The 23,472-nt window shown below is 43.5% G+C and carries 24 protein-coding genes; 6 read left to right on the forward strand and 18 right to left on the reverse strand.

Annotation, left to right across the window (positions count from 1 at the left end; all coding sequences use genetic code 11):
* Positions 1–61: 61 nt before the first annotated feature.
* From BA1_RS14555 to yutH, 6 genes are all read right to left on the reverse strand, one after another.
* Positions 62–2,029: an alpha/beta hydrolase family protein gene (locus BA1_RS14555; protein WP_008360435.1), complete on the reverse strand. Its 1,968-nt coding sequence runs from the start codon at positions 2,027–2,029 to the stop codon at positions 62–64.
* A gap of 101 nt (positions 2,030–2,130) precedes the next feature.
* On the reverse strand, positions 2,131–3,063 hold the full coding sequence (gene thrB, locus BA1_RS14560; RefSeq protein WP_008360437.1) for a homoserine kinase: 933 nt from the start codon (positions 3,061–3,063) through the stop codon (positions 2,131–2,133).
* On the reverse strand, positions 3,060–4,121 hold the full coding sequence (gene thrC / locus BA1_RS14565; RefSeq protein WP_008360439.1) for a threonine synthase: 1,062 nt from the start codon (positions 4,119–4,121) through the stop codon (positions 3,060–3,062). Before thrC ends, thrB begins: the two co-directional genes overlap by 4 nt.
* The gene (locus BA1_RS14570; RefSeq protein WP_008360441.1) at positions 4,121–5,422 is read right to left on the reverse strand and encodes a homoserine dehydrogenase; all 1,302 of its coding nucleotides are present in this window, start codon (positions 5,420–5,422) and stop codon (positions 4,121–4,123) included. The genes thrC and BA1_RS14570 overlap by 1 nt, the downstream gene beginning before the upstream one ends.
* Positions 5,423–5,644: 222 nt before the next feature.
* Positions 5,645–6,613, reverse strand: coding sequence for a 2-hydroxyacid dehydrogenase (locus tag BA1_RS14575; protein WP_008360443.1), 969 nt, complete (start codon positions 6,611–6,613; stop codon positions 5,645–5,647).
* Between the two features lie 74 nt (positions 6,614–6,687).
* On the reverse strand, positions 6,688–7,728 hold the full coding sequence (gene yutH, locus BA1_RS14580) for a spore coat putative kinase YutH (RefSeq protein WP_008360445.1): 1,041 nt from the start codon (positions 7,726–7,728) through the stop codon (positions 6,688–6,690).
* Positions 7,729–7,841: 113 nt separating this feature from the next.
* On the opposite strand from yutH, the gene BA1_RS14585 reads away from it, so the two are divergent.
* Positions 7,842–8,342 carry a phosphatidylglycerophosphatase A family protein gene (locus BA1_RS14585; RefSeq protein ID WP_008360446.1) on the forward strand — a complete coding sequence of 167 codons (501 nt, stop codon included), beginning with the start codon at positions 7,842–7,844 and terminating at the stop codon, positions 8,340–8,342.
* Positions 8,343–8,385: 43 nt separating this feature from the next.
* Here BA1_RS14585 and BA1_RS14590 read toward each other — a convergent pair whose 3' ends face one another.
* Genes BA1_RS14590 through BA1_RS14600 form a run of 3 tightly spaced genes read right to left on the reverse strand, consistent with a single transcriptional unit; the run spans position 8,386 to position 9,907 of the window.
* On the reverse strand, positions 8,386–9,159 hold the full coding sequence (locus BA1_RS14590) for a TIGR01457 family HAD-type hydrolase (protein WP_145939433.1): 774 nt from the start codon (positions 9,157–9,159) through the stop codon (positions 8,386–8,388).
* Between the two features lie 18 nt (positions 9,160–9,177).
* Positions 9,178–9,612: a DUF86 domain-containing protein gene (locus BA1_RS14595; RefSeq protein ID WP_008360450.1), complete on the reverse strand. Its 435-nt coding sequence runs from the start codon at positions 9,610–9,612 to the stop codon at positions 9,178–9,180.
* Positions 9,613–9,631: 19 nt separating this feature from the next.
* Complete coding sequence (locus BA1_RS14600; protein WP_008360452.1) at positions 9,632–9,907, reverse strand: YutD family protein; 276 nt, start codon at positions 9,905–9,907, stop codon at positions 9,632–9,634.
* Positions 9,908–10,027: 120 nt separating this feature from the next.
* Between BA1_RS14600 and BA1_RS14605 the strand changes: the two genes are divergently transcribed.
* The gene (locus BA1_RS14605) at positions 10,028–10,663 is read left to right on the forward strand and encodes a YhcN/YlaJ family sporulation lipoprotein (protein WP_008360454.1); all 636 of its coding nucleotides are present in this window, start codon (positions 10,028–10,030) and stop codon (positions 10,661–10,663) included.
* A 39-nt stretch (positions 10,664–10,702) separates the two neighbouring features.
* Here the strand turns inward: BA1_RS14605 and lipA are convergent, their stop codons facing one another.
* Positions 10,703–11,599 carry a lipoyl synthase gene (gene lipA, locus BA1_RS14610; RefSeq protein ID WP_008360456.1) on the reverse strand — a complete coding sequence of 299 codons (897 nt, stop codon included), beginning with the start codon at positions 11,597–11,599 and terminating at the stop codon, positions 10,703–10,705.
* Positions 11,556–11,765, reverse strand: coding sequence for a hypothetical protein (locus tag BA1_RS19185; protein ID WP_008360458.1), 210 nt, complete (start codon positions 11,763–11,765; stop codon positions 11,556–11,558). The genes lipA and BA1_RS19185 overlap by 44 nt, the downstream gene beginning before the upstream one ends.
* Positions 11,766–11,924: 159 nt before the next feature.
* Here BA1_RS19185 and BA1_RS14620 point away from each other — a divergent pair, with 159 nt between their 5' ends.
* Positions 11,925–12,869 (forward strand): M23 family metallopeptidase, encoded by a 945-nt coding sequence (locus tag BA1_RS14620; RefSeq protein ID WP_237739231.1) that lies wholly within the window; start codon positions 11,925–11,927, stop codon positions 12,867–12,869.
* Positions 12,870–12,958: 89 nt separating this feature from the next.
* Here BA1_RS14620 and BA1_RS14625 read toward each other — a convergent pair whose 3' ends face one another.
* The 5 genes from BA1_RS14625 to BA1_RS14645 all read right to left on the reverse strand — a co-directional run bounded on the left by BA1_RS14625 (position 12,959) and on the right by BA1_RS14645 (position 17,000).
* A complete protein-coding gene (locus BA1_RS14625) occupies positions 12,959–13,186 on the reverse strand; it encodes a hypothetical protein (protein WP_008360462.1) in 228 nt (75 codons plus the stop codon).
* A gap of 312 nt (positions 13,187–13,498) precedes the next feature.
* Positions 13,499–14,269: a sporulation protein YunB gene (yunB, locus tag BA1_RS14630; protein WP_008360464.1), complete on the reverse strand. Its 771-nt coding sequence runs from the start codon at positions 14,267–14,269 to the stop codon at positions 13,499–13,501.
* 69 nt (positions 14,270–14,338) lie between these two features.
* Complete coding sequence (locus tag BA1_RS14635) at positions 14,339–14,644, reverse strand: YunC family protein (RefSeq protein WP_008360466.1); 306 nt, start codon at positions 14,642–14,644, stop codon at positions 14,339–14,341.
* A gap of 67 nt (positions 14,645–14,711) precedes the next feature.
* Positions 14,712–16,085, reverse strand: coding sequence for a bifunctional metallophosphatase/5'-nucleotidase (locus BA1_RS14640; RefSeq protein ID WP_008360469.1), 1,374 nt, complete (start codon positions 16,083–16,085; stop codon positions 14,712–14,714).
* Positions 16,086–16,148: 63 nt separating this feature from the next.
* The gene (locus tag BA1_RS14645; RefSeq protein WP_008360470.1) at positions 16,149–17,000 is read right to left on the reverse strand and encodes a DUF72 domain-containing protein; all 852 of its coding nucleotides are present in this window, start codon (positions 16,998–17,000) and stop codon (positions 16,149–16,151) included.
* Positions 17,001–17,320: 320 nt separating this feature from the next.
* Here BA1_RS14645 and BA1_RS14650 point away from each other — a divergent pair, with 320 nt between their 5' ends.
* Both BA1_RS14650 and BA1_RS14655 read left to right on the forward strand, forming a co-directional pair.
* Entirely contained in the window at positions 17,321–18,490 is a 1,170-nt protein-coding gene (locus BA1_RS14650) for a PucR family transcriptional regulator (RefSeq protein WP_008360473.1), read from the forward strand.
* A gap of 65 nt (positions 18,491–18,555) precedes the next feature.
* A complete protein-coding gene (locus tag BA1_RS14655) occupies positions 18,556–19,713 on the forward strand; it encodes an oxalate decarboxylase family bicupin (RefSeq protein ID WP_008360476.1) in 1,158 nt (385 codons plus the stop codon).
* Positions 19,714–19,760: 47 nt separating this feature from the next.
* On the opposite strand, the gene BA1_RS14660 is transcribed toward BA1_RS14655, so the two are convergent.
* Positions 19,761–20,954, reverse strand: a complete 1,194-nt coding sequence (locus BA1_RS14660; protein ID WP_008360479.1) for a tetracycline resistance MFS efflux pump — start codon at positions 20,952–20,954, stop codon at positions 19,761–19,763.
* Between the two features lie 164 nt (positions 20,955–21,118).
* Entirely contained in the window at positions 21,119–22,354 is a 1,236-nt protein-coding gene (locus tag BA1_RS14665) for a pyridoxal-phosphate-dependent aminotransferase family protein (RefSeq protein WP_034739629.1), read from the reverse strand.
* A gap of 170 nt (positions 22,355–22,524) precedes the next feature.
* Between BA1_RS14665 and BA1_RS14670 the strand changes: the two genes are divergently transcribed.
* Positions 22,525–23,403 carry an endonuclease I family protein gene (locus BA1_RS14670; RefSeq protein WP_008360483.1) on the forward strand — a complete coding sequence of 293 codons (879 nt, stop codon included), beginning with the start codon at positions 22,525–22,527 and terminating at the stop codon, positions 23,401–23,403.
* Positions 23,404–23,472 lie beyond the last annotated feature (69 nt).

Genomic DNA, 23,472 nt, shown 5'->3' on the forward strand with positions numbered 1-23,472 from the left:
ACTTAAAAATAAAACGAATATGTTTCTTCACTCTGAAACGACCCGATTTGGGTCGTTTTTCTTATAACTTCTCTCTAAACCATTCCTTGATAAAGGTCAGTCTTTGGATACGCTGACCCGGATGGCCGCTTCTGGATAAATCATGGGATGCCTTCGGGAATTTGACTAACCTCGTGTCTTTCCCTAGCTCCTTCAATGCCACAAAAAGCTGTTCTCCTTGATCGACTGGGCAGCGATAATCTTCGTCACTGTGCAGGATCAGAAGCGGTGTCTTCACCTGTTTCACATACTTTAGCGGCGAACGATCCCATAGCTTATCAACCGAATCATAAATATCCCCATCAACTTGCCATTTTGTAAAGAAATAGCCGATATCACTAATACCATAAAAGCTAATCCAATTCGAGATGGACCGCTGTGTGACGGCTGCACGGAAGCGGTCGGTCTGTCCGACAATCCAGTTGGTCATAAAACCGCCATAGCTGCCGCCTGTCACCCCGAGCCTTGTTTCATCAAGGAAATCATAGGCTTCGAGCACATCATCAACAGCGAGCATGACATCCTCATAATCAACGTCACCATAGCTGCCTCTCACACGATCAGTAAACATCTGTCCGTACCCATGACTCCCATGAGGATTGATGTACACAATCGCATACCCTTCAGCAGCGAGCATTTGGAATTCATGAAAATATGTATGACCGTACATCGCATGCGGCCCGCCATGAATTTCTAAAATAAGTGGATATTTCTTTCCCTCTTCCATCTGTGAAGGCTTCATGAACCAGCCATGTACATCATCTCCCTCTTTCGATTGGAAAGAAAATGGTTCTGGTTCGGATATGACATGTTCCTTTAGAAAGTCATCATGCTCAAACGTGATTTGCTTGATTGAAGACTCCCCCAAAGTCAGCTCATATAGCTCACTAGGTGAGACAGGTGAAAGGCGGCTGATCAGCATTTTTGATTCATTTGGATGAAGGCTGAAGTTCGTGATGTGTTCTGCCTCTAGCCGAACTGGATAGGCTAAGCCTTCAGTGGAGAAATAATAAATCCCTGTACTCCCTTGATCAGAAACAAGCGCATAAAACCCCTGACTATCCTTTGTCCACTGCGGAAGCTGATTGGCTTCACCCATGACACTATCCCCTGCCATACAGTTTCCTACATACATATCGAGCATTTCTGACAATTGAACGGTCTTTTTCTCCTTCAGGTCATGCAGCCACAATGATGGGAAGGTTGCATTTTGGAATTCACGTTCGTGTCCAATGTACAAAAGGCTTTCTCCATTTGGAGAAAATGATACGGTCGAGTAAACACCTGTTGATTGGGTGATTTTCTTGGATGTACCTTCCTCTAATGAAAGGAGACAGATGTCACTGATGTAAAACGTCTGAGGGTTTGATTGAATATAGGCGAGCCACTTCCCGCACGGAGAGACGACATGATTCACATGATGATACGGCTCACTCGTGACAGTCTCTACCTCTCCTGAACGCACATCGACTTGTACAATTTGCGTCAGACGTCCATCTAAAAAGCCTCTTCCATCTGCTTTATAAGTCAAATCATCATATACCGCCGGAGCAAAGTCATCTCGCTCTTCCATTTTTTCATCATAAACTGATTCTGTTTGTTTTAATGATACTGCCGCATAAATAAAATCCCCGTCAGGCGAAAATACAGGATGTGATACCCCGTATGGAATCTTCGTCAATGTGCGCACGCCGCCCCCTCGGCTGTTGATGAGTGCGAGCTGAGGGACTTCTTTTGGCTTCTGCAAAATAAAGGCTAGCTGCTTCCCGTCTTTTGACCATGCCGGCTGATGGTGCTTTCCATCATCAAATGTCCATTGAGACAGCTCCCCTGTCTCTTCATCTCGCACCCATAAATGAATATTGTAATCATCCTTTTTTTCATTCACCGTTACCTTTGTAAACACAGCCTTTTTGCCGTCTGGTGAATAGACCGGATGAGAAACGGACACGATTTTCGTTAAGTCCTCGGCTGTGATCAATTTCTTCATCAATAGATCTCCCCCTTTTATGTATAAAAAATAGTTCGCTTCTCTAAATAATCATCCCTGCTTTTCTTCTGAAAAACAAGGATAAAAAAGAACGTGCGTCTTCACAGCACGTTCTTTACTTGATTCACAGAGTGATGCTCCACGACGACACCTTCTGCCGGCACCGTCAGCACATCTACTTCGCAATGCGGGAAATTTTGGGCAAGCTGCTTTTTCAGTGCTTCTCCCTTCCCTTTTTCCACTAATGTTAAAATGGTCGGCCCAGCACCGCTTAGTGCGGTTCCATACGCTCCTTTTAATGAAGCAACGTGCTCCACCTTTGACAATTCTGGAACAAGCATTGTGCGGTAAGGCTGATGAAATAAATCTTTGTTCATCATTTCCCCTACAAGCGGCCAGTTCTGCGTCATTAAGGCGGCGACAAGGACGTTACTTACAGCACTCGCGCTCACAGCCTGTTTATAAGAAAAATCCTCTGGCAGGACATCACGGGCATCCTTTGTGAGCACCTCGTAAAAAGGAATCACAACGACAACATCTACATCCACATGCTGCACTTTAACGGCATGGGTCTTGTCTTCTTCATGAAGGCCAATGAGTAAACCACCGAATAATGAGGCACCAGCATTATCTGGATGACCTTCTACCTCACTTGCAAAAAAGAGCTTCTGATCATCGGTCATATTTAATTCAAGCAGCTGATTGGCAAGCTCAATGGCGGCCACGATGGCGGCAGCACTGCTGCCCAGCCCCCTTGCCAATGGAATATCACTCCACACTTTGACATGAACAGACGGGAGTGTTTTTCCAAAGTCATCTGCAACCTTTTTGGCTGTTTGATAAATCAGGTTATCGGTGCCTGATGGAATACCAGACACGACATCTGTTTCTGCTTCAAACAGCCAGCTATCATGGTCATAGACCGATAGCTTTAAATAGCGGCTGAGCGCCATTCCGACTGAATCAAAGCCTGGTCCTAAATTGGCAGTGCTTCCCGGTACTGTGATGGAAAAAAGCATGGAGGCTCCACTCATACGCGTGCGGCCTTTTCTAAATGTTCGAGAATTTGATCTTCATCTGCATCCAGTGTGACCGGCTTGATGTGCGAAATATCAATCGCCGTATTCGGATCTTTTAATCCGTTTCCTGTCAGTACAGCGACGACTTTACTACCTGGCTTAATTTCTCCAGATTTCACTTGCTTGAGTACGCCCGCAATTGATGCACATGATCCCGGCTCTGCAAACACACCTTCTTCACGTGCGATCAATTGATACGCATGAAGAATTTCCTCGTCTGTTACTTCATCAATTTTTCCGTTTGATTCATTTGCCGCTGCTACAGCTTGCTTCCAGCTCGCTGGATTTCCGATACGAATGGCCGTTGCGACTGTTTCTGGCTGCTCGATCACTTCATTTCGAACGATGGCTGCTGCACCTTCTGCTTCAAAACCGCGCATGACTGGCAGTCCAGTGCCTTTTTTCTCATGATATTCTTTGAAGCCTTTCCAGTACGCTGTGATATTCCCTGCATTTCCAACAGGAATCGCTAATACGTCTGGCGCAGAGCCTAGCTGCTCACAAATTTCAAATGCTGCTGTCTTTTGTCCTTCAATACGGTATGGATTGACGGAGTTAACGAGGGCGATGGGTGCTTTTTCACAGATGCTGCGAACAATTTTCAGCGCATCATCAAAGTTGCCGTCAATGGCAATGATTTCTGCTCCGTACATGACCGCCTGTGCCAGCTTACCAAAGGCAATTTTCCCATCTGGAATGATGACGATACATTTCATATCAGCGCGAGCTGCATAAGCCGCCGCTGCTGCAGACGTATTCCCTGTTGAAGCACACATAACCGTATCATTGCCTTCTTCTTTTGCCTTGGCAACAGCCATGACCATCCCGCGGTCCTTAAAAGAACCCGTTGGATTGACGCCTTCTGTTTTTACATGCAGCTCAATCCCCAGCTTTTCCGAAAGCTTGGCGAGGTGGATCAGCGGTGTATTCCCTTCATTTAATGTTAGTTTTGGTGTGTGTTCGTTTACTGGTAAGAATTCTTGAAATTCTTCAATGAGTCCATTCCACTTCATCAGCTTAAACCGTTCCCTTCTACTCGGTACGTGCTTTTCACTTGAACCACCACGTCGAGATCGTTTAATGTTTGCAGGATATTCGCGAAATCTTCTTCTGACGTCTGATGTGTAATAATGACGATTTCAGCCAGCTCATCATGCCCTTTCACAGGAAGCTGAAGGATCTTTTCAAAGCTGATGCCTCTTTCAGAAAAAATAGATGTAATGCGGGAGAAAGCACCGACTTGATCTCTCACATGAATTCTTAAAAATTGCTGAGCAAATACTTCAGATGATGCCTTAATTTTCTTCTCAAATTGTGGTGCAATAAAGCCACTGCCATTTACGCCAAGACGCATGTTTTTCATGACTGCGACTAAGTCAGATACAACAGCTGTTGCCGTTGGCAGGCTTCCTGCCCCAGGTCCGTAAAACATCGTTTCTCCGACAGCACTTCCGTAGACATACACGGCATTAAATTCGTTGTTGACGGATGATAGTGGATGATGATCAGGGAGTAAGGTTGGCTGTACACTGACCTCCACTTTCTCTCCGTCCCGCTGGGCAATACCAATCAGCTTCATTGTATAGCCAAATCGTTTACTGAAACTAATGTCCTCATCAGAGATGTCAGAAATACCTTTGACCTTCACATCCTCTAAATCCACATTCATGGAAAAACCGAGTCTTGCCAGAATGGCCATCTTCCTTGCTGCATCCAGCCCTTCTACATCAGCTGTCGGGTCTGATTCTGCAAAGCCAAGCTCTTGCGCTTCTTTTAAGACATCCTCATATGCACTTTTATCGACATTCATTTTCGTTAAAATAAAATTGGTTGTGCCGTTCACGATGCCCATCATCTTTGTGATGCGGTCAGAGGCTAATCCTTCCTCCAGTGTACGCAAAATGGGAATCCCACCTGCCACACTTGCTTCATAGTAAAGGTCACAGCCGTTTTCTTTTGCTACATGTAAAAGCTCTGTGCCATATAGCGCCATTAAATCTTTATTGGCTGTAATGACATGTTTTTTCTCATTTAACGCATCTATTAAATATTGTTTTGTCTCTTCAATGCCGCCCATCACTTCAATAATGACGTCGATCTCTGGATCTCGAATCACATCGTATACTTCAGTTGTGAAGACCTCTCTTGCGACATCCACATCTCTTTTTTTATCGGGATTACTCACAAGCACTTTTTGTATTAATACCGGACAGCCGATCTGGTGCATTAATTTATCCTGATGATCTTGAATAATCTTAACGACACCGCTCCCCACTGTTCCTAATCCTAGTAGTCCCACTCGAATTGCCTTCACCTGAAATTCCACCTTTCCTCGTAAATGTCCTCTTACAGAGGACATTTGTTAACCTAACACAGACATTCAATGTACACACATTATAAAGGGGTATCCTCATTTTGACAAGGTAATAAAATAAGAGAATATGAGAATGAAACCGCTTAACAGCTATTTATATCAAGATTCTATATTTTCGAAATATTTTTGTGAGAAAAGCTTCCGAAGCAGAGAAGCTTTCCATTACACCTGAACCGGCGTTTTGGCTTGTTGATTTTGCAGGACAAGTGCTATGTTTTCAGCACATAAATGCATCATCTTTTTTCTCGTTTCGACACTTGCGCTTCCGATATGAGGAAGGACCGTAACGTTTGGTAATGTCGTTAACGGGTGATCAGGGCTGACAGGCTCCTTGCTAAATACATCCAGACCTGCTCCTGCAATTTTTCCTGTCGTAACAGCTTCATATAAAGCATCCTCGTCCACAGTCTGCCCTCTGGAAACGTTGATGAAGTAAGCTGTGTTCTTCATCTGATCAAATGCTTTCTTATTGAACATTTCTTTTGTTTCCGGGGTTAAAGGCGTCAGGCAAACGATGAAATCAGACTGCGTCAGCAGCTCATCAAATGTGGCATAGGTCACACCTAGCCGCGCTTCTGCTTCTGGCTTTCTTGAACGATTATGATAAAGTACCTTCATCTCAAAGCCTGCGGCCCGTTTGGCAAGAGCTGTTCCAATGCTTCCCATTCCGACAATTCCGAGGGTTTTGTGATGAACATCCGCACCGGCAAGAAGAAGCGGTCCCCAGCCTGTCCATTTTCCTTCCTTAATCCAATCACTCGCCTCGACAATCCGTCTAGCTGATGCCATCAGAAGAGCAAAGGTTAAATCGGCCGTGGATTCTGTTAATACATCCGGTGTATGACATACAGTGATCCCGCGCTTTTTAGCTGCTTCAAGATCAATATTGTCGTAGCCAACAGCAAGATTCGCGACCACTTTTAGGTTTGGAGCATGTGATAAAAGCGCCTCATCTACTTGATCTGATAGCATGGTTAAAAGCCCATCGGCCTTTGCGGCTTGTTTCACTAACTCTTCTCTTGGACATGGCTCATCGTCGCGCGGCCACATCTCGATATGAGCGGCTTCTTTTAATGGTGTAAGTGTTGTTTCATCTAGCTTTCTTGTGATATAGACATAAGGTTTAGACAAGAAGAACACTCCTTTGATTGATTTCTTTAAGCATAACGAAAAACGCCTCAAGAGAAAAGAGACGTTTCGTCTGTTCACTGAAACTTCAACTCAGCGGATTGATGAATCCACCCAACAGGCGGAATGAGATTGCCGCCGCTTCTCATAGCACTCATTTCTTGAAAGACCTTGAGAAAATATTCATAGCGGTTGGCATCATTTAAGACATAATCTAATCGCTGCTCATAATAGGATTTCTCATTTTCGCCTGACATATAGTAGCCCTCAACAATTTCGAAATAGTGAAGCGGGAACAAGAGGCGACTATATAATAAACGCTTTGAAAATGATGAAAGCGGGGTGACCTGCTCATATTGCTGCAAAAAGGAAAATCCCTCTTCAATTAAATCCTCTTTATGCTGTACAAAGGTCTCTCTCAAATATTCTGCGATATCTCTTGTTGGATGGTCAAATACCCAATCAACAGGTAACCGAAGCGGCTGTTCATTCGGCCATGTCATACGTGAAAAGCGCTGGTGACAAACAGTTCCCGAGTCACATTCTTTCGGTTCATCATCAAGCTCTGTATCCACTAAATATTGAATGGCATTTTCCGTTAATCCAAGATAATACGGAAAGGATTCAATGAATTTTTTCTCAAATCGTTCCAGCGGCTTGTGATGCATTTGCTGCATCCAGAAGCCTTCAAGCTGATCTAACCGTTTTGCCCACAATTCCTTCCAGGCCCCCACACGTTTTGTTTCAGATACCTCATAGGGAAACCCTCTTCCCCTCACATGAAAGGCCGCCAGCTCTGACGCAGGCTGAAACGAGCGGCTTGTGATCGGCGGCGCGGCCTTTAATAAAGCGTACAGCTCTTTTCCATGGGTAAAGGTCGGTTTTTCTTCATTCGTTAATTCAAACACGGCGACGTATGGGTCACCGTTATTCAGTAAATACTGACTGATATGATAAAGCTCTGTGAGTTCTTCTTCTCGCAAATGAGACACGGGAACAATGAGGAAGAGAGCGTTCGCCGTTTGAAAGCTCTGATAACTGCCATATGGCATAAATTGACGAACATCAATACCAAATGTGTGATAAATGGTTTCTTTCATGTTTTCACCTGCGTTCATATGATCAGTCTCTTATCATATCGTAGTCGCAGGTTGAGGGATTTATGAATACTATTTACTATCCGAAGCTTTTTCACACGTTGTGGACAAATTACGAGGATTGGGTGAGGAACATGCCGCATCATCATGAGATGAACGAAGTAGAAAAAACAGCAAGACGCCGTTTACAAGAACGAGGCGTAACCATTCAAGATATAGCAGACCTTGTCTTCTTTTTACAGGAAAAGTATCATCCTGGCTTAGACATGACAGAGTGTATCCACAATGTGGAACGTGTCATCGCAAAACGTGAAGTCCAAAATGCCATTTTAACAGGTGTGGAATTAGATGTTCTCGCTGAACAAAAAAAGCTGACGGAGCCGCTGCAATCCATTCTTGCAACAGATGAAAGCCTGTATGGGGTTGATGAAATTTTGTCCTTTGCCATCGTCAATATTTATGGATCCATCGGCTTTACGAATTACGGATATATCGATAAAGAAAAACCAGGGATTCTCGGCAAGCTCAATGATAAGTCCACCGGCGAATGCCACACGTTTTTAGATGACATTGTCGGCGCCATCGCAGCGGCAGCATCAAGCAGATTGGCACATAGTGCGAGAAATGCAGAGTAAAAGAAAAAAGAGGACGCGCGTCTAACGCTTGTCCTCTTTTGCATTATGATAATCGCTCGATCCACTCAGATAATGAATCAATCACATAGGTTGGCTGCCTTTCAACCTGCTGAAGCAGCTCTTTTGTTGTCACGCCTGTATGGACGAGGAGTGTATCCATCCCTGCATTCATTCCTGCCATAATATCGGTATCATAATTATCGCCCACCATGAGCGTCTCAGACACATCTGTCCCGAGCACCCGCATAGCCTGCTCCATAATGATAGACTCTGGTTTTCCGATAAATGTTGGCTGAACCGTTGTTGTAACCGTCAGCACAGAGGTTAATGAGCCATTTCCAGGTAACAGCCCTCTTTCTGTTGGAATGGCAATATCTCCATTTGTTGAGACAAATTGTGCGCCTTGACGGATTGCAATAGCGCCTACCGCTAGTTTTTCATATGTAATGCCTCGGTCTATTCCAACGACAACGAAATCAGCATCTTCTTGAGCAAACGACAGGCCTTTTTCTTCAATGGCCTGCTTGATCCCTTCTTCGCCGATCACATACACCGAGGCATCTTTCTTTTGTTCTGCAATATAATTTGCCGTCGCCATACTTGTTGTAAAGACTTGTTCTTCCGTTGCTGGAATATCGAATGAAACAAGTTTTTCTGCTACCTGCTTTGGGGTGCGTGAAGAGTTATTTGTTACAAACAAATAAGGGATGTTCAGCTCATTTAACTTATGAACAAATTGACCCGCCTCTTCGATTTTTTCTGTTCCTTTATACATCGTTCCGTCTAAATCAATTAAATAGCCTTTGTATTTCATGATGTTCACAACTCCAATGATTTATTTAAACGCTGATACTGGTCCAAGCTCCTGCTCCAAATAGGTACGAATTCGGCGTGGGAAAACTTGAAGCGACTGTTCTACCTCGCTGATCACCTGCAACAAGTCGTGATGAACCACTTCCTGATATTGCTGAACAAGTGTTTTGCGGCACGAGACAAGCTTTTTCAGCTGAGTGCCTTCTTCTGTTGGTACGACCTTTTCATCAACAAGAATATCCATGATGTCATCATAGCTTCCTGGATCCCGCATGATAAAGCCGTCAATCATATCATTTCCTGTATCAAGAATACATTCGACGAGCAAATGAACGATTCGTTCCAGCGCTTTTTTTTCTAAAGGACTTGTCCATGTTTGATGACTTCTCATCAAATCATATTGCTCCTCGAAAAAACGTAATGTCTCTTCAATCTTCTTTCTGTCTACGAAATACATCATGACGCTCCCCTTTGCGTTATTTTCTGATTCGTTTTAAGACAAAATAGGCACAGCCAAAATTACAGTATTCATAAATGTATTCATCGAGTGTGCTGATTTTTGTATCGAATGTGGCCTTTTGGTTTTGGTCATCAAAGAACCCCTTCAGTCTCAGCTGGTTATAGCCCCAATCCCCCACAATATAATCATACTTATTTAAAATATCTGAGTACCTTGCTTTAAACGCTTCCTCATCAAAGCCGTCTTTGATCTCTCTTACAAGATCAAAGGTAGCATTCTGAACGACGATCATCTTCTCACCTCTTTTTAAACGATCCACCTTTAATGATAATTCATTGGAACAACTCCATCAATTGCTAAAGCATGTTTTTTCCGATTTAGCCGAAGCTAAAGAAAAAAGGAGGTCACATTTATGATGAAACAACTGACAGCCACTATTCTCCTCTGCATGCTTTTAGGCGGGTGCGGCTTTCAATCAGGCATGAACCGGCAAGTGGATGAAGATTCTTCAAGTAAAACCATCCGCCTGTCTGATCGTCATGAAGGAAATAATTCCAACATGCCAGCAGCAGACACAAACAGAGCCGGATATGTTCGTTATCAGCGGCAGCAAGTAACAGATCAGAAAGAAAAAACACCTGCTTTAAATCGTGAGCATCTTGCCCACGTGATAACAAGTTTGGCCGTACAGCTGCCAAATATAAAAGATGCAGCCACACTTGTCACAGATGAGGATGCACTCATTGTGTATCGAACAGGGAACAAAAACCGAAATGAATCAGCCGATCAAGTGAAAAAAACAGCGGTATCTGTTCTCCCTCGTTATTATCACGTGTACGTCTCTGATAACCCAGAGCACTTTCAATCCATTGCCAATTTTTCACGTCTTCAAACCAATTCACGTGATTTTGATCAAATTTTAACCAAAACGATTCAACAAATGAAATACTCTCCTCAAGGCGGAGATATTTCAACAAAAGAAGATGCCAATGGCATGACGAATTCCGATCGGACCATGAGACGAAACGCACCTTACGGCCAAAATTAACATGAGAAAAAACGCCAGAGAGCTCTGGCGTTTTCTTTGTTATGCTTGCGCCTGACGCTTCTTAGACGCTTCGTTTACTTGTTCGTCTGCATGGTAAGAAGATCGAACCAGCGGCCCTGCTTCACAGTGGCTAAAGCCTTTTGACATCGCAATTTCCTTTAGCTCTGCAAACTCATCTGGATGGTAGTATTTTTGCACTTTTAAATGCTTTTTCGAAGGCTGTAAATACTGACCAATCGCCATGATGTCGACATTATTGGCAAGAAGATCATCCATGACTTCAATGATTTCTTCCTTCGTTTCACCGAGTCCAATCATAATGCTCGATTTCGTTGGAATGTCGGGTTGCATTTCTTTTGCACGACGCAAGAATTCTAATGAACGGTCGTATGTAGCCCGTGCACGAACCCTTGGCGTTAACCTGCGTACTGTTTCAATATTGTGATTTAAAATATCAGGGCGTGTATCCATTAACGTTTTCAAATTATCATAATTGCCACCCATGTCTGAAGGGAGAACTTCAATTGTTGTGAATGGACTTTTTCTTCTAATGGCACGAACAGTTTCAGCGAATACGCCTGCTCCGCCATCTTTTTGGTCATCCCTTGCAACCGCTGTTATCACCGCGTGCTTTAGGTTCATCAAAGCCACTGAATCTGCAACGCGTTCAGGCTCTTGCAAGTCTAACTCAGTTGGAAGTCCGGTTTTCACCGCACAGAAACGGCATGCGCGCGTACAAACTGATCCTAGGATCATAAATGTAGCGGTTCTTCTCACTGCCCAGCATTCGTGAATATTCGGACATTTCGCTTCCTCACAAACGGTATGCAGGTTGTTTTCCCGCATCATTTTTTTCAAACCGGTATAGTTTTCATTCGTATTCAGCTTAATTTTAAGCCAGTCCGGTTTTCTTACGTGCTCTTCCTTCTTTGCCAATTCCATCATCTCCATATGAATTCGTTAAAGGTGCATATACAAAAATCTTCCTGCTATATACGATGGATGCAGCCAGCAGCTGCAAAAAATTGAATCTTCGGCCTAAAGCCTTTTCTTTAGACACTTTAACATAGTACAGATTGAACAACAAGGGAATGAGCTTCAAAAATACCCATAAGCCTCCTAAAATAACTGAAGAAAATTACTAACATTTTCTTCTTATGAATTATAGCGATCTAACCACACTAAACGGTAGAAGATGATGCTCGAAGAAAGGAGATGGACGTTTGTGAAAGTCTTTTTAGCTATCATCATCGCTCTTTCAATGAATCCAATGCCAGTTCATGCACATGGGACAAACAAGCATCCAGATGAACTGAAACAGCGAATGGCATTATACGAAAAGGTCGCCGTCACAACACAGGTTCCTTGGTATGTACTTGCTGCCGTTGATCAATATGAACAGAATATACGAAAAAGCAGAAAAGATTTACCGAAACAAAAAGGCATCATTGGCATCTACATTCCCCGGGAAATGTGGATTGGACCAGAAAACCCAAATAAGCAGGACTCCTCTCCCTTAAGCATCAAAGTGTTTGACGGCATTGGGCTTGATGGAAATGGAGATGGGAAAGCTGAAATTGATAACGATGAAGATGTCCTGTTCACATTTGCTCAATATTTGCTTCACTATGGCAGTAGCATCGACCAATTAAAAATTGCGTTATGGGACTATTATGGACGTGATCAAACTGTTGGAATCATTTCATCTTTTATGAAGCTATATAAGCACTACGGCCATCTTGACCTCGGAAAGCATGCGTTTCCACTTCCAGTCGGAGCTGATTACAGCTACAGGAGTACATGGGGTGATGCGAGAGGCTTTGGAGGCAGAAGAATCCATGAAGGGACTGATTTATTTGCTCATTACGGTCTTCCTGTTCGGGCAACATCATATGGCGTGATTGAAATGAAAGGCTGGAACCGTTTTGGCGGCTGGCGGATAGGCATTCGAGATATTCATAATCATTATCATTATTTCGCTCACTTAAATGGCTTTGCAAAAGGGCTGAAAGCTGGGCAAATTGTGGAACCCGGGCAAGTTATTGGATCAGTTGGAAGCTCCGGTTACGGTCCTCCCGGCACAGCAGGAAAGTTCCCGCCACACTTACATTACGGCATGTATAAGGACAACGGACGAACTGAATGGTCGTTTGATCCTTACCCTCATTTAAGGGCATGGGAAAGAGCCGAACGGAAACGTCGTTGAATAAAAGGAGAAGTTTAGCGGATTTCGCATGCTTCTCCTTTTGATTATTTATAAAAATTTCCCCGGAAACAATCAGGCTCAAGCAGTTACTACTTATGCTTTTCTTTCAATCCTAAAACTAAAAAAAGAATGCCCATGATTAAAAAAAGGAGATATACAACTGTTACTTCCAGTGGAATCATGTCTAACATACCTCTAAATAAATCGACACTCACACTGTCACTCCTGGCTAATAATATCGATGCTGAAATATATTTAGCACTAAATACAATGGCAAACACCAAAAAACAACAACCACTCACATAAAGTTTCTTCATATAAATCCCCCTCACACATTCATTACAGACAATAGTCATTGAACAGCCAATCCTGCTATTGATGTCGTCAGAAATCAGTATACAAAATAGATGTACAATCCAAGAAAAGCGAGACACTGTAAAGATTAAAATTGATCATGGCACAGTTATCCATATGGAATCAAGTGGTTCATTAGGTGATTATTAACAAACTGTCGGCAACTGAATGCTTATACAACAATGCAGATTTGATGCAGGGACAAAACTTTCGTCATAAACATCCTTTCCTATATGGAATCAATCAAAAAAAAGCCCAATTCGTTCATTGGGCTTTTAATCTTCCTTCTCCTTTTTCTCTGGCAGAACAATCGATGGAGCACCCGAGTTCGTTCCGCTGCCATTATAATAATCTGGGACATCTCCTTGAACGGCTTGAATAGAGACAGGAACAGAATTTTTAACAACGATCGTTTCAGATGCAAACGGGATGATGACTCTCACCTTCACCTCAATGAGCACACTAATATCTATCAAGGCATTGTTAATGCCATATGGCTTGATGTTTTTTTCAACGTCCGTATGCGGATCACCAATGACACTAAATCGTACAGGTACTTTTGGCCCTAGGTTCGCAATGAGTGCGTTACCGGACACTTGACCGAGCGGAATATTATATATAATACCGTCATGTCCGTCTGTTTGATCTTTTAATGCTTCTTTTGCTTCCTTTTGAAAATTCCCCTTTTCAATCTCCTCTAGGTTTTTTTGAAGGTGACGTGACAGGTCAGCCATTGCTTTCGATGTTGCCTGCGCATTGAAGTCGATGGTTGTTACTTTTCCATTCTCACTTGTATTCATCACGACCATATCCTTCATATTCTTCTGATCATCTGCAAAATCCTGAACAGAATATTGGATGAGGTGATTGGCGATTCGTTCTGTTTCTAGTTCAGCAATGTGAATTAAGGTTGGTTTCATGGAACGATTGATGAAGAATAGGCTAATGACGGTTGAGAGCACAAAAAATAATATCGCAAGCAGCATGACATAACGAAATGGCAGAGGGCCCTTTTTGTAGGGGCGATAACGGCGGTTCATTCTCATTAAAAAATCCCCCCTTCTCCATTACAAGTGTATGCAGACAGGCGGGGGGATAGGAATCATCTCTCTATTTTATTTCACCATTTTTAATAATGCGTCTCTTCCAATTGTGCCAGCATGAATGCCGAGCGCCTCTGCGGCATAGGTTACAGATTCTAAAGGTGCATCGAGCAATTGCTCGATGGTTCTCACACCGACCGCTCTTCCTGCGATGATTCCTCTATCTGCCAGCTTTTCATTTAAGAGCCCGACATCAAGTGCACCGCACATAATATATCCATGCTCATTTGTCACTGCCATGAAATTGGTCTTTGGCAGTTTGACGGTGACGGCTGTAAAGGAATGGCCATCAATTGTAATCGGTGTTAAATTCACCATATCCCTTCACTCCCTTCATCACAATCTATGTGAAGGGAGGGCGGGTGTTGTTAGGCGGGTGCGGATTTCATCTTGCATCTTTCAGGCGCCAGCTTAGCACATCACGTAAAAATTCCGGCATGAAATATTCAATGTGTTCATGGTCACGTATATGAGGAAAAAGGGAACCGAGTGTATACATATCCACTGTGCCAACCGTATAGGACTCATCCTCTTTGATGAGCTGACCGTTTACAAAGACATCCTTTACGCGTTTGGCTTCGCCTTCTTCTACTGTATAAGTGAGTCCGCTGTACAGCATTTTCCCCATGAGCTCACCTCTAAAGCCAAAGCCTTTGATGCGCAGCTGTTCTATTTTTTCTTCACAAGCACGAGAAACAGTTTCGATCAATTGCTTCCCGGTAAGCGTCACCCGAATCGGATTAATTGGATGCGGGCATATCCGGTGAATGTCTTCTCTTGTGACGATACCCTCCTCTAATGAATCAAGCACCATGCCTGCATTCATCATGCCAATATCTGCTCCGCACCATTCTTTAATGGCATCTGTTAGGAGCTGGGGAAGCGGCGATTCATCGAACCACTTCGTTTCAAGCTTCGCTTTGATTGATGTTACTTCTTCCTGCATCAGTGCTTTGGCTCTTCTTTCTGCTTTCTGTAAGGTTGTGATGGCTTCTTCCGATTCACTGATGAGCTGATCGACTGATTGCACCGTCGCTTTTTTCTCTACGAGCTCCTTACTGGTTGTGTCAATGGTCAGCTCGACACAGCCAATATAATGTCCATATTTTTCAGCACATGCAAGGAGGACCCCATTGTCCATTTCACCCTGTTCTAACAGATGATGCGTGTGTGAACCTAAGATGATGTCGATGTCGGGGAAGATACCGGCTACCTCTCGATCATGGATGATGCCAAGATGGGAAAGAAGCACAATCACATCCGCTTGGCCTTTTACTTCGTGGAGCATGTCCCGTATGCTCTCAAACGGGTCTGTAATGTCCCACCCAAGCTTTTCATATACAGGTATATAAGCAATCGTCACCCCTAGGATGCCTATCTTCAGTCCATTTTCTAACGTGATTACATCATAGGGCTTAGCCCACGATGGTCTTTTGCCTTTTTCAAATAAATTAGATACAATCACTGGAAATTGCGCCTCTTCGTACAATTGATCCAGTTGATCATGAGGCAGTGTAATGCCTTCATTATTGCCAATCGTCACTCCATCATAGCCAAGCTGATTCAGAAGTTTAACGTTTACTTTTCCATAATCAGCTTCTGACACGAGGTTCACTCGGTCCATATGGTCACCAATATCAAATAAAAGCATCTGATCGTGAACTTGACGCTTTTCTTCAATATAAGCTGCGATTTTGGGCCAGTTCTCAAAGTGGCTGTGCAAGTCGTTTGTATGATATAACCATAGCTTTTGCAGCATGTTGATCTCTCCCTCAAGTTGTCACTGAACCGTCTCATTCACGTTGAAAGGCGCAGCTTTCTTTTAGCTAAATAAATCTAACTGCTTCGGGGATAAGCTTGAATACGTAATATCCAGCAAATCAATCATTTGCTGGCCATTCGTCGCTGCATCTCCGCCGGAGTTATTGTTAAATACGACATATACATCTTTCGATTGCTGATGCAGGATGTCGATGTTCTTTTTCCATTCCTTTAATTCAGCTTCATTATATAAATATAAGTATCGAACTTCACGCCAGTTCTCATGATCTGCCGGATGAAGCCAGCCTTGTTTATTTCTTCCGTGAAAACGGACTAATGTTTTGTCACGATGTGTGGCTTGTATGACTGGCGGAATGGATTCTTCTCCGACTTGTGGTTCATCACAGACGGAATGAATCCAGCCTTCGGTCTCCATAAAGGACAGCGTTTGCTCATAAAATTCCTGTGAGAACCAAGTCCGATTTCGAAATTCGAGTGCACAAGGAATGTCACCCATCTTCTCCTTACACCATCTTAAATAGTGGACGTGCTCCTTTTTGCAATCAAACCATGGAGGAAATTGAAACAGAACCATGGCCAACTTCCCTTCACGAATGAGCGGAGTCAGTGAAAGAATAAATGCATCAAACATTTCATCTTTCGAAGCAAACGGAATTTCGCCTCTTTGATGTCCGGTCATTCCTTGGTAGGCTTTCACAATAAATTGGAAGGCGTCTGGTGTATCTTTTATCCATTTTTCATGGTTGCGCTCAGGCTGTACAGCATAAAAGCTTGCATCCAGCTCCACAATGGGAAAGGTTGATGCGTAGTGAAACAGCTTTTGAGCACTTCCTATTTTCGGCGGGTAAAGACTGTCATGATCTCCCCAGCCAGTTAATCCGATATAAATCATGTATCTCACCTCTTGCCACTAGCTGATATAAACGGCTTCCTTACTCAAAGCCTTTGTTGTTTCTTGGGATTCCCAGATTTCCGAAAGAAATTCTTCTGTGTACAACATATCATATTTACTTGTCATTCTGAATGAAGATGACTGCTGGCACGCGATTTTGTCATGCTGCCCTGTTTGTTTGTCATATTAAATGACAACTTTCTATCTAAAATGATTTTAGCTGATAACATAAAATGCATATCAGAGACTTTGACAGCCATTGTCCATTTTATTCATCTTCACCAACAGCTTTGGTTCTAAATAAAGGAGATTGAGTGGATATGAACATTGCCGATCACCATGTGGAAGAATTGCAAAAAATGGCTCAAAGGATTCACAAGCCTGCCTATCTGATGAATCATCATGGACGTATCCTATACACCTCGCACAGCATAAACACAAACCCAGAATTGTTTCATGTGCTCCGCTTTTTTCAAAACACGACAAATCATTATTTTTCAATGATCCATTCAAAGCAAAGCTTTTCTGTCTTTCCTGTTTATATACACGAGCAAGCATGTGATTATTTAGTGATCCCTTCTTTCATCCATCCGCATGATCAAGAGCTGCATGCAGCAATTGAGCATGCAGTGAATGCAATGTCCATTGCAAATATAAAACAGCATCTCACAAAGCAATTTACACAGCGTGCCAGAAATGAATGGTTTCGCAGATGGATGGAGGGGACCATTTCCTCCGGGCAAGATGTCGCCCGCCTTGCACAGATGTTTGGATTAGACGCAAAGATCTCCTATATATGTATCGCCTGTCAGCTCGATCAGCCTCATCACTTTACTTGTTTGATTGAACAGCAAATCGTTTTAGATCAAGTGTTTGATTTACTTGAAAGCACCATTTCGCACTGTCCATTTCCCGCCTTTCTTTTTGTGAAAGGAGATATCGGCATATTCTTGATAGAAGAGACAGGCAATTGGGCTGAATTAAGCGAATCAATCCGCTCTTTTTTGAAACAGATGCAGATTCTTATTAAACAGTATGTGCATCGCACCATTTCCTTTGGTGTGAGCTTAACTGGTTGTTTGATCAGCCATCTGCATGAGGGTTACAGTGAAGCAAGCGATGCACTTCAATCAGGCCACCTCTCATCACGGTCTGAATATATCCAGTTCTATCAGGCAAAGGATGTGTCAGATTTACTGAAGCTCATTCCAAGAAAGGATTTAACCACTTTCTATGAGTTGCACCTTCATCCATTATATGAACAATCACAAGCCGATCCAAGTCTTCTCGACACCTTATCTGTATATTTAGAAACGCATTGCCACATTTCAGAAACAGCCAAGCGTTTATGTGTGCATCGTAACACTGTGATTTATCGACTAGAGAAATGTGAAGAACTACTTCGCATCAGCCTAAAAGATCCTAATGCAACATTGCCGCTGCGCTTAGCCTTACGTATTCAAATGTACCTTTCATCCCATTCCAATTGAATCTTTTTATCTGATGCTTCATATATTTTGGAGGGGGAAAAGTGAAATACGAGGAGTGGTGACAAATGGATGAGGAGCTACGTCATATCCCGCAGCCGATTCGAGAAGATGGCGCCGGTGCAACTGATTTAGGCCCGCGAAACGTACTTCGAGATATGGAGAACCCAGATATGCTGGTTCCTCCTAAAACGGATGCGGGGACGATCCCTAATTTAAAATTTTCATATTCTGATACACATATGCATTTGAATCATGGCGGCTGGTCGCGGGAAATCACGGAGCGAGAGCTGCCTGTTTCAACAACTATTGCCGGTGTGAACATGCGGCTTACGCGCGGGGGCGTTCGTGAGCTTCATTGGCATAAGCAGGCGGAATGGGCGTATATGATTTTAGGGAAAGCCCGGATCACCTCTGTAGACGCAGAAGGGCGGAATATGATCGCTGATGTGGAAGAAGGAGATTTGTGGTATTTCCCGCCCGGTATCCCTCACTCGATCCAAGGTCTTGAGGATGGCTGTGAGTTTCTTCTTGTTTTTGATGATGGCACTTTTTCTGAATTTGATACGTTCACCATCACAGACTGGTTTGCTCATACACCAAAAGACATTCTCTCCGCCAATTTCGGCGTTCCAGTCAAGCGGTTTGACCGCATTCCGAATCAGCAACGCTATATGTTTCAAGGCTCTCCGCCGGCATCTTTGGAAAGCCAAACGGTTCCTGATCCATACGGCAGGATAAAGCCGCCATTTACGCACCAGCTTCTTCGCCAAAAACCAATCGTGACCTCTGGCGGAACGGTGCGAATCGTTGATTCACGCAATTTTCCAGTTTCTAAAACCATTGCCGCTGCGCTTGTTGAGGTAAAACCTGGGGGCATGAGAGAAATGCACTGGCACCCTAATAATGATGAGTGGCAATACTATTTAACCGGTTCAGCCAAAATGACGGTTTTCGGAGCGGGCGGTACAGCTCGCACCTTTAATTACAGAGCAGGTGATGTCGGCTATGTTCCTTTTGGAATGGGGCACTACATACAAAATATCGGCCACACAAGCCTTTGGTTTCTAGAAATATTTAAAAGTGACCAATTTGCAGATATTTCATTGAACCAATGGATGGCCTTAACCCCTCCTCAATTAGTGAAGGAGCATTTACATGTAGATGATGCATTAATTCGTGCGCTGCATAAAGAAAAATCACCTGTCGTGAAGTATGAGCGATGAGGCTGATAATAAAAAACCGATCAATCCGTGCTGATCGGTTTTTTTCATTAAGAAACGGCATGAGAATGCGGCTGACTATTTTTTGCCCATAGGATAGAAGCAATGAAACTTAAACAGAGCACCAGTGTCCCAAACATAAAAGGAAACTCAATATTCACATCAAATAAAATACCTGCAAGACTCGGCCCGACGATATTGGCAAGGCTCATAAAGGATGTATTGAGACCGCCTGCCACCCCTTGCTGATTCCCAGCCAGTTTCGATAGCAAAGTATTGAGAGCTGGGCGAACAAATGAGGTAGCTGATAAAAATAAAATCGAGCCTGTAAAGATCAGCCAAAAAGAGGGGGCAAAGCGGCATACGATCAGCATAAAAGCCGCCCCCAGCAGCGCATAACGCACCACACGCATCTCGCCAAATCGTTTCACAAAGATATTCACTAAGGCACCTTGAACAATGACACCAGCAAGCCCAGCCGCCGTAATCACAAACGCAATATCCTTCGGTGTAAAGGCATGTTTTTGGTCCACATATAACCCAAAGATCGATTCAAAATGGATAATCCCAAAATTCAGGACAAAGGCCAAGATAAACAAAAAGCCGTATGATGTCTTTAAAGCTTGAATCATTTGTGTAAAAGGATTGAAGTGAAGCTCTTTGTTCCCCCTTGCTTCTTTCTGCTTTTCCTTTGTTAAGGTTTCAGGCAAGAACATGAAGGATAGCAGAGTCGAAAGGGCTGCAAAAGAGCCTGCGATGAGAAAAGGAAAAGAAATCCCAAACTCTACCAAATAACCACCCACGCCCGGTCCAATGACAAAACCTAGCGTCATCGCTGCACTAAAAAGCCCCATTCCTTTCCCTCGGTCCTTTTCACTTGTGATATCCGCAATGTATGCAAACATGGCCGGCATCAGCAGCGCACCGGCAGCCCCGCCTAAAAATCGAGACAAAAATAACATCCAAAGCTGATCGGCGAAAGCAAAAATAAATTGTGCAATCGCAAAGCCGGCAATTCCGGCAATGATCCATTTTCTGCGGCCAAATCGATCGGTCAACGCACCTGCGACCGGTGATAATACAAATTGCGTGAGGCCAGTTGCAGCAACGAGAAAACCAAGTGTTTTCCCAGTTGCACCAAAGGCTTCAATATAACTTGGCATCACTGGAACAATGAGGCCAAAGCCGAGCATGGCAATAAAAATATTCAGCATCAAAATGTATAATCTGCCCATCTTTTTCATATCAAAAAACCTCTTTCTGCAAAATAAATGAAGATAATGACAAAAATGATAAGAACTTCTTCAGTATGCGATATCATGGCCTATAAGTCTAGTTTTTCAAAAAAGAGTGTTTTTCCTAAATAAAAAATACCCGCAGATGACGAGTATTTTGAGTATCCCTTTACTTATTCAGCTTGTTCATAGAATGAAAGAGCCGCCTGCAGTCCCGCTCCGCATGTAATGGCTGCACCGTATTTCATCAGTATGGCTTCAAGCCCTGCTAAAACAAACAAAACATTTTCCTTTCGGCAGCTATAGCCCATTGTGCCGATTCTCCATATACGTCCTGCAAGCGGTCCAAATGAACTCGCAATCTCAATCCCAAAATGATGGAGTAGATCGGCACGCACCGCTTCTCCGTCAATACCACTTGGAATGACAATGCACGTCACTACTGGCATTTTACAATCTGGATCCCCAAATAATTCAAGCCCCATCGCTTCAAGACCTTTCATTAAAGCTTGTTCATGAAACAAGTGACGCTGAAAACGTTCCTCTAGACCTTCTTCCAGTACAAGACGAACCCCTTCTCTCAGTGCATAAAGCATCGTTGTCGCTTCTGTATGGTGATTTAACCGCCTCGGGCTCCAATAATCTTGGAGCTGGCTTAGATCAAAATAATTGCTTTTGATAGGAGACATATCTATCTGCTCTTGCAGTTCGTCCTCTGTAGCAATCCCTCTTTCTACTTTCTTTCTCGATTCAATAACAGCCGCCACCCGGTCATTATAGGTGATCGGCGACATGCCTGATGGAACAGACAAGCATTTCTGCGTGCCCCCAATGGCCGCATCAATCTTCCAGTCATCTACCTTCACCTCGACACCGCCTATTGTTGCCACAGCATCTACAATAAAAAGCGCATCAAGTGCTCGGCACGCTTCACCCATTTTCTCAAGCGGCTGCAATCTCCCTGTAGATGTTTCACCGTGAACCAATGCAACGATTTTAGGCTTGACCTGGTGCATTTCAGCAATGATGTCATCTTGTTCAAAAACCGTTCCCCATTCACATTCCATTGTATGTACCTCAGCACCGTAGCGCTGTCCTATTTCCATCAGCAAATGACCGAAGCGTCCAAAGATAGGAACAAGCATCACATCTCCTGGCTCGATCACACTGGCAAGAACAGCTTCAAGCCCTGAACGTGACGTACCATCAATCGGATACGCCCATTTATTTTCTGTTTGAAAGAGTGATCGTAATAAGATCATCGTTTCATTCATGATCTCTGTAAATGCAGGGTCAAATTGACCAAGAATCGGTGTGCTCATGACCCTTAGCACTCTCGGGTCTACTTCAACAGGTCCTGGTGTCATAATCGTTCTCGAAGGTGTTTGCAGTTCTTTCATGCGATCCATCCTCTCCCTTGCTGCCCTCTTTATATGCCCACTTATACAGCAATACGTCTAAAATAGCAATCTCTTTTCTCACACATTGATTACATAAAATTTACGATCAATCCATTTATTTCTTTATGGCAATATGATAGAAATAAAGAGACGACATTCTCGATTAAGGAGGAAATAGAATGAAAAGAAAATTATTTGGTCCTGTAGCCGCCGGCATGATGATGTTCGGCATATTTGCCGCCCCTCTGCCTCCACCTGCGCATGCTCAAAGCTTCTCCCTACATGAACCTAGCCAAGCGATCACCTTTTCCCCGTTACAGCTTCAAACCGAAACATCTGCACAACAAACGCAAACAGCCGCCACAAGTCAAATTGATTCCTATTACCAGTCTGCTGCTGGCAAATCAGGGCCCGCTCTTAAGAAAGCTTTACACGATATAATTGATGATCATACGCAGCTATCCTACAGTGATGTATGGGATGCGTTAAAGACAACAGATGAAGATCCAAATAATGCAAACAATGTGCTTTTGCTTTATAGCGGGATCTCACGCTCAAAGCAAGCCAATGGCGGGAATGTCGGTCAATGGAACAGGGAGCATGTCTGGGCAAAGTCTCATGGCAATTTTGGGACAAGTAAGGGACCTGGAACAGATCTCCATCATCTTCGTGCAACAGATGTGCAAACGAATAGCACACGTGGAAATTTAGATTTTGACATCGGCGGAAATGAATATAAAGGCGCACCAGGAAACTTCTATGATAATGACTCCTTTGAACCACACAACCGAGTGAAAGGGGATGTGGCGAGAATGCTCTTTTATATGGCGGTACGATATGAAGGCGATGACAGCTTTCCAGATTTAGAATTGAACAACAATGTGAATAATGGAAGCGCCCCTCTGCACGGCAAAATGTCCATTCTTTTGAAATGGCACAAGCAAGATCCAGTCGATCAAATCGAGCGGAATCGCAACGAGATCATCTATCAAACGTATCAGCACAACCGCAACCCTTTCATCGATCATCCTGAATGGGCAAGCGATATTTGGGAGTAAAACGAAAAGGCACTGCTAAGAACAAGCAGTGCCTCAGCGTGTAGACAAACCCTCGCATTCGGTGTCAGT

Origin of the sequence: Bacillus xiamenensis, assembly GCF_000300535.1 — a bacterium.
Classification (GTDB): domain Bacteria; phylum Bacillota; class Bacilli; order Bacillales; family Bacillaceae; genus Bacillus; species Bacillus xiamenensis.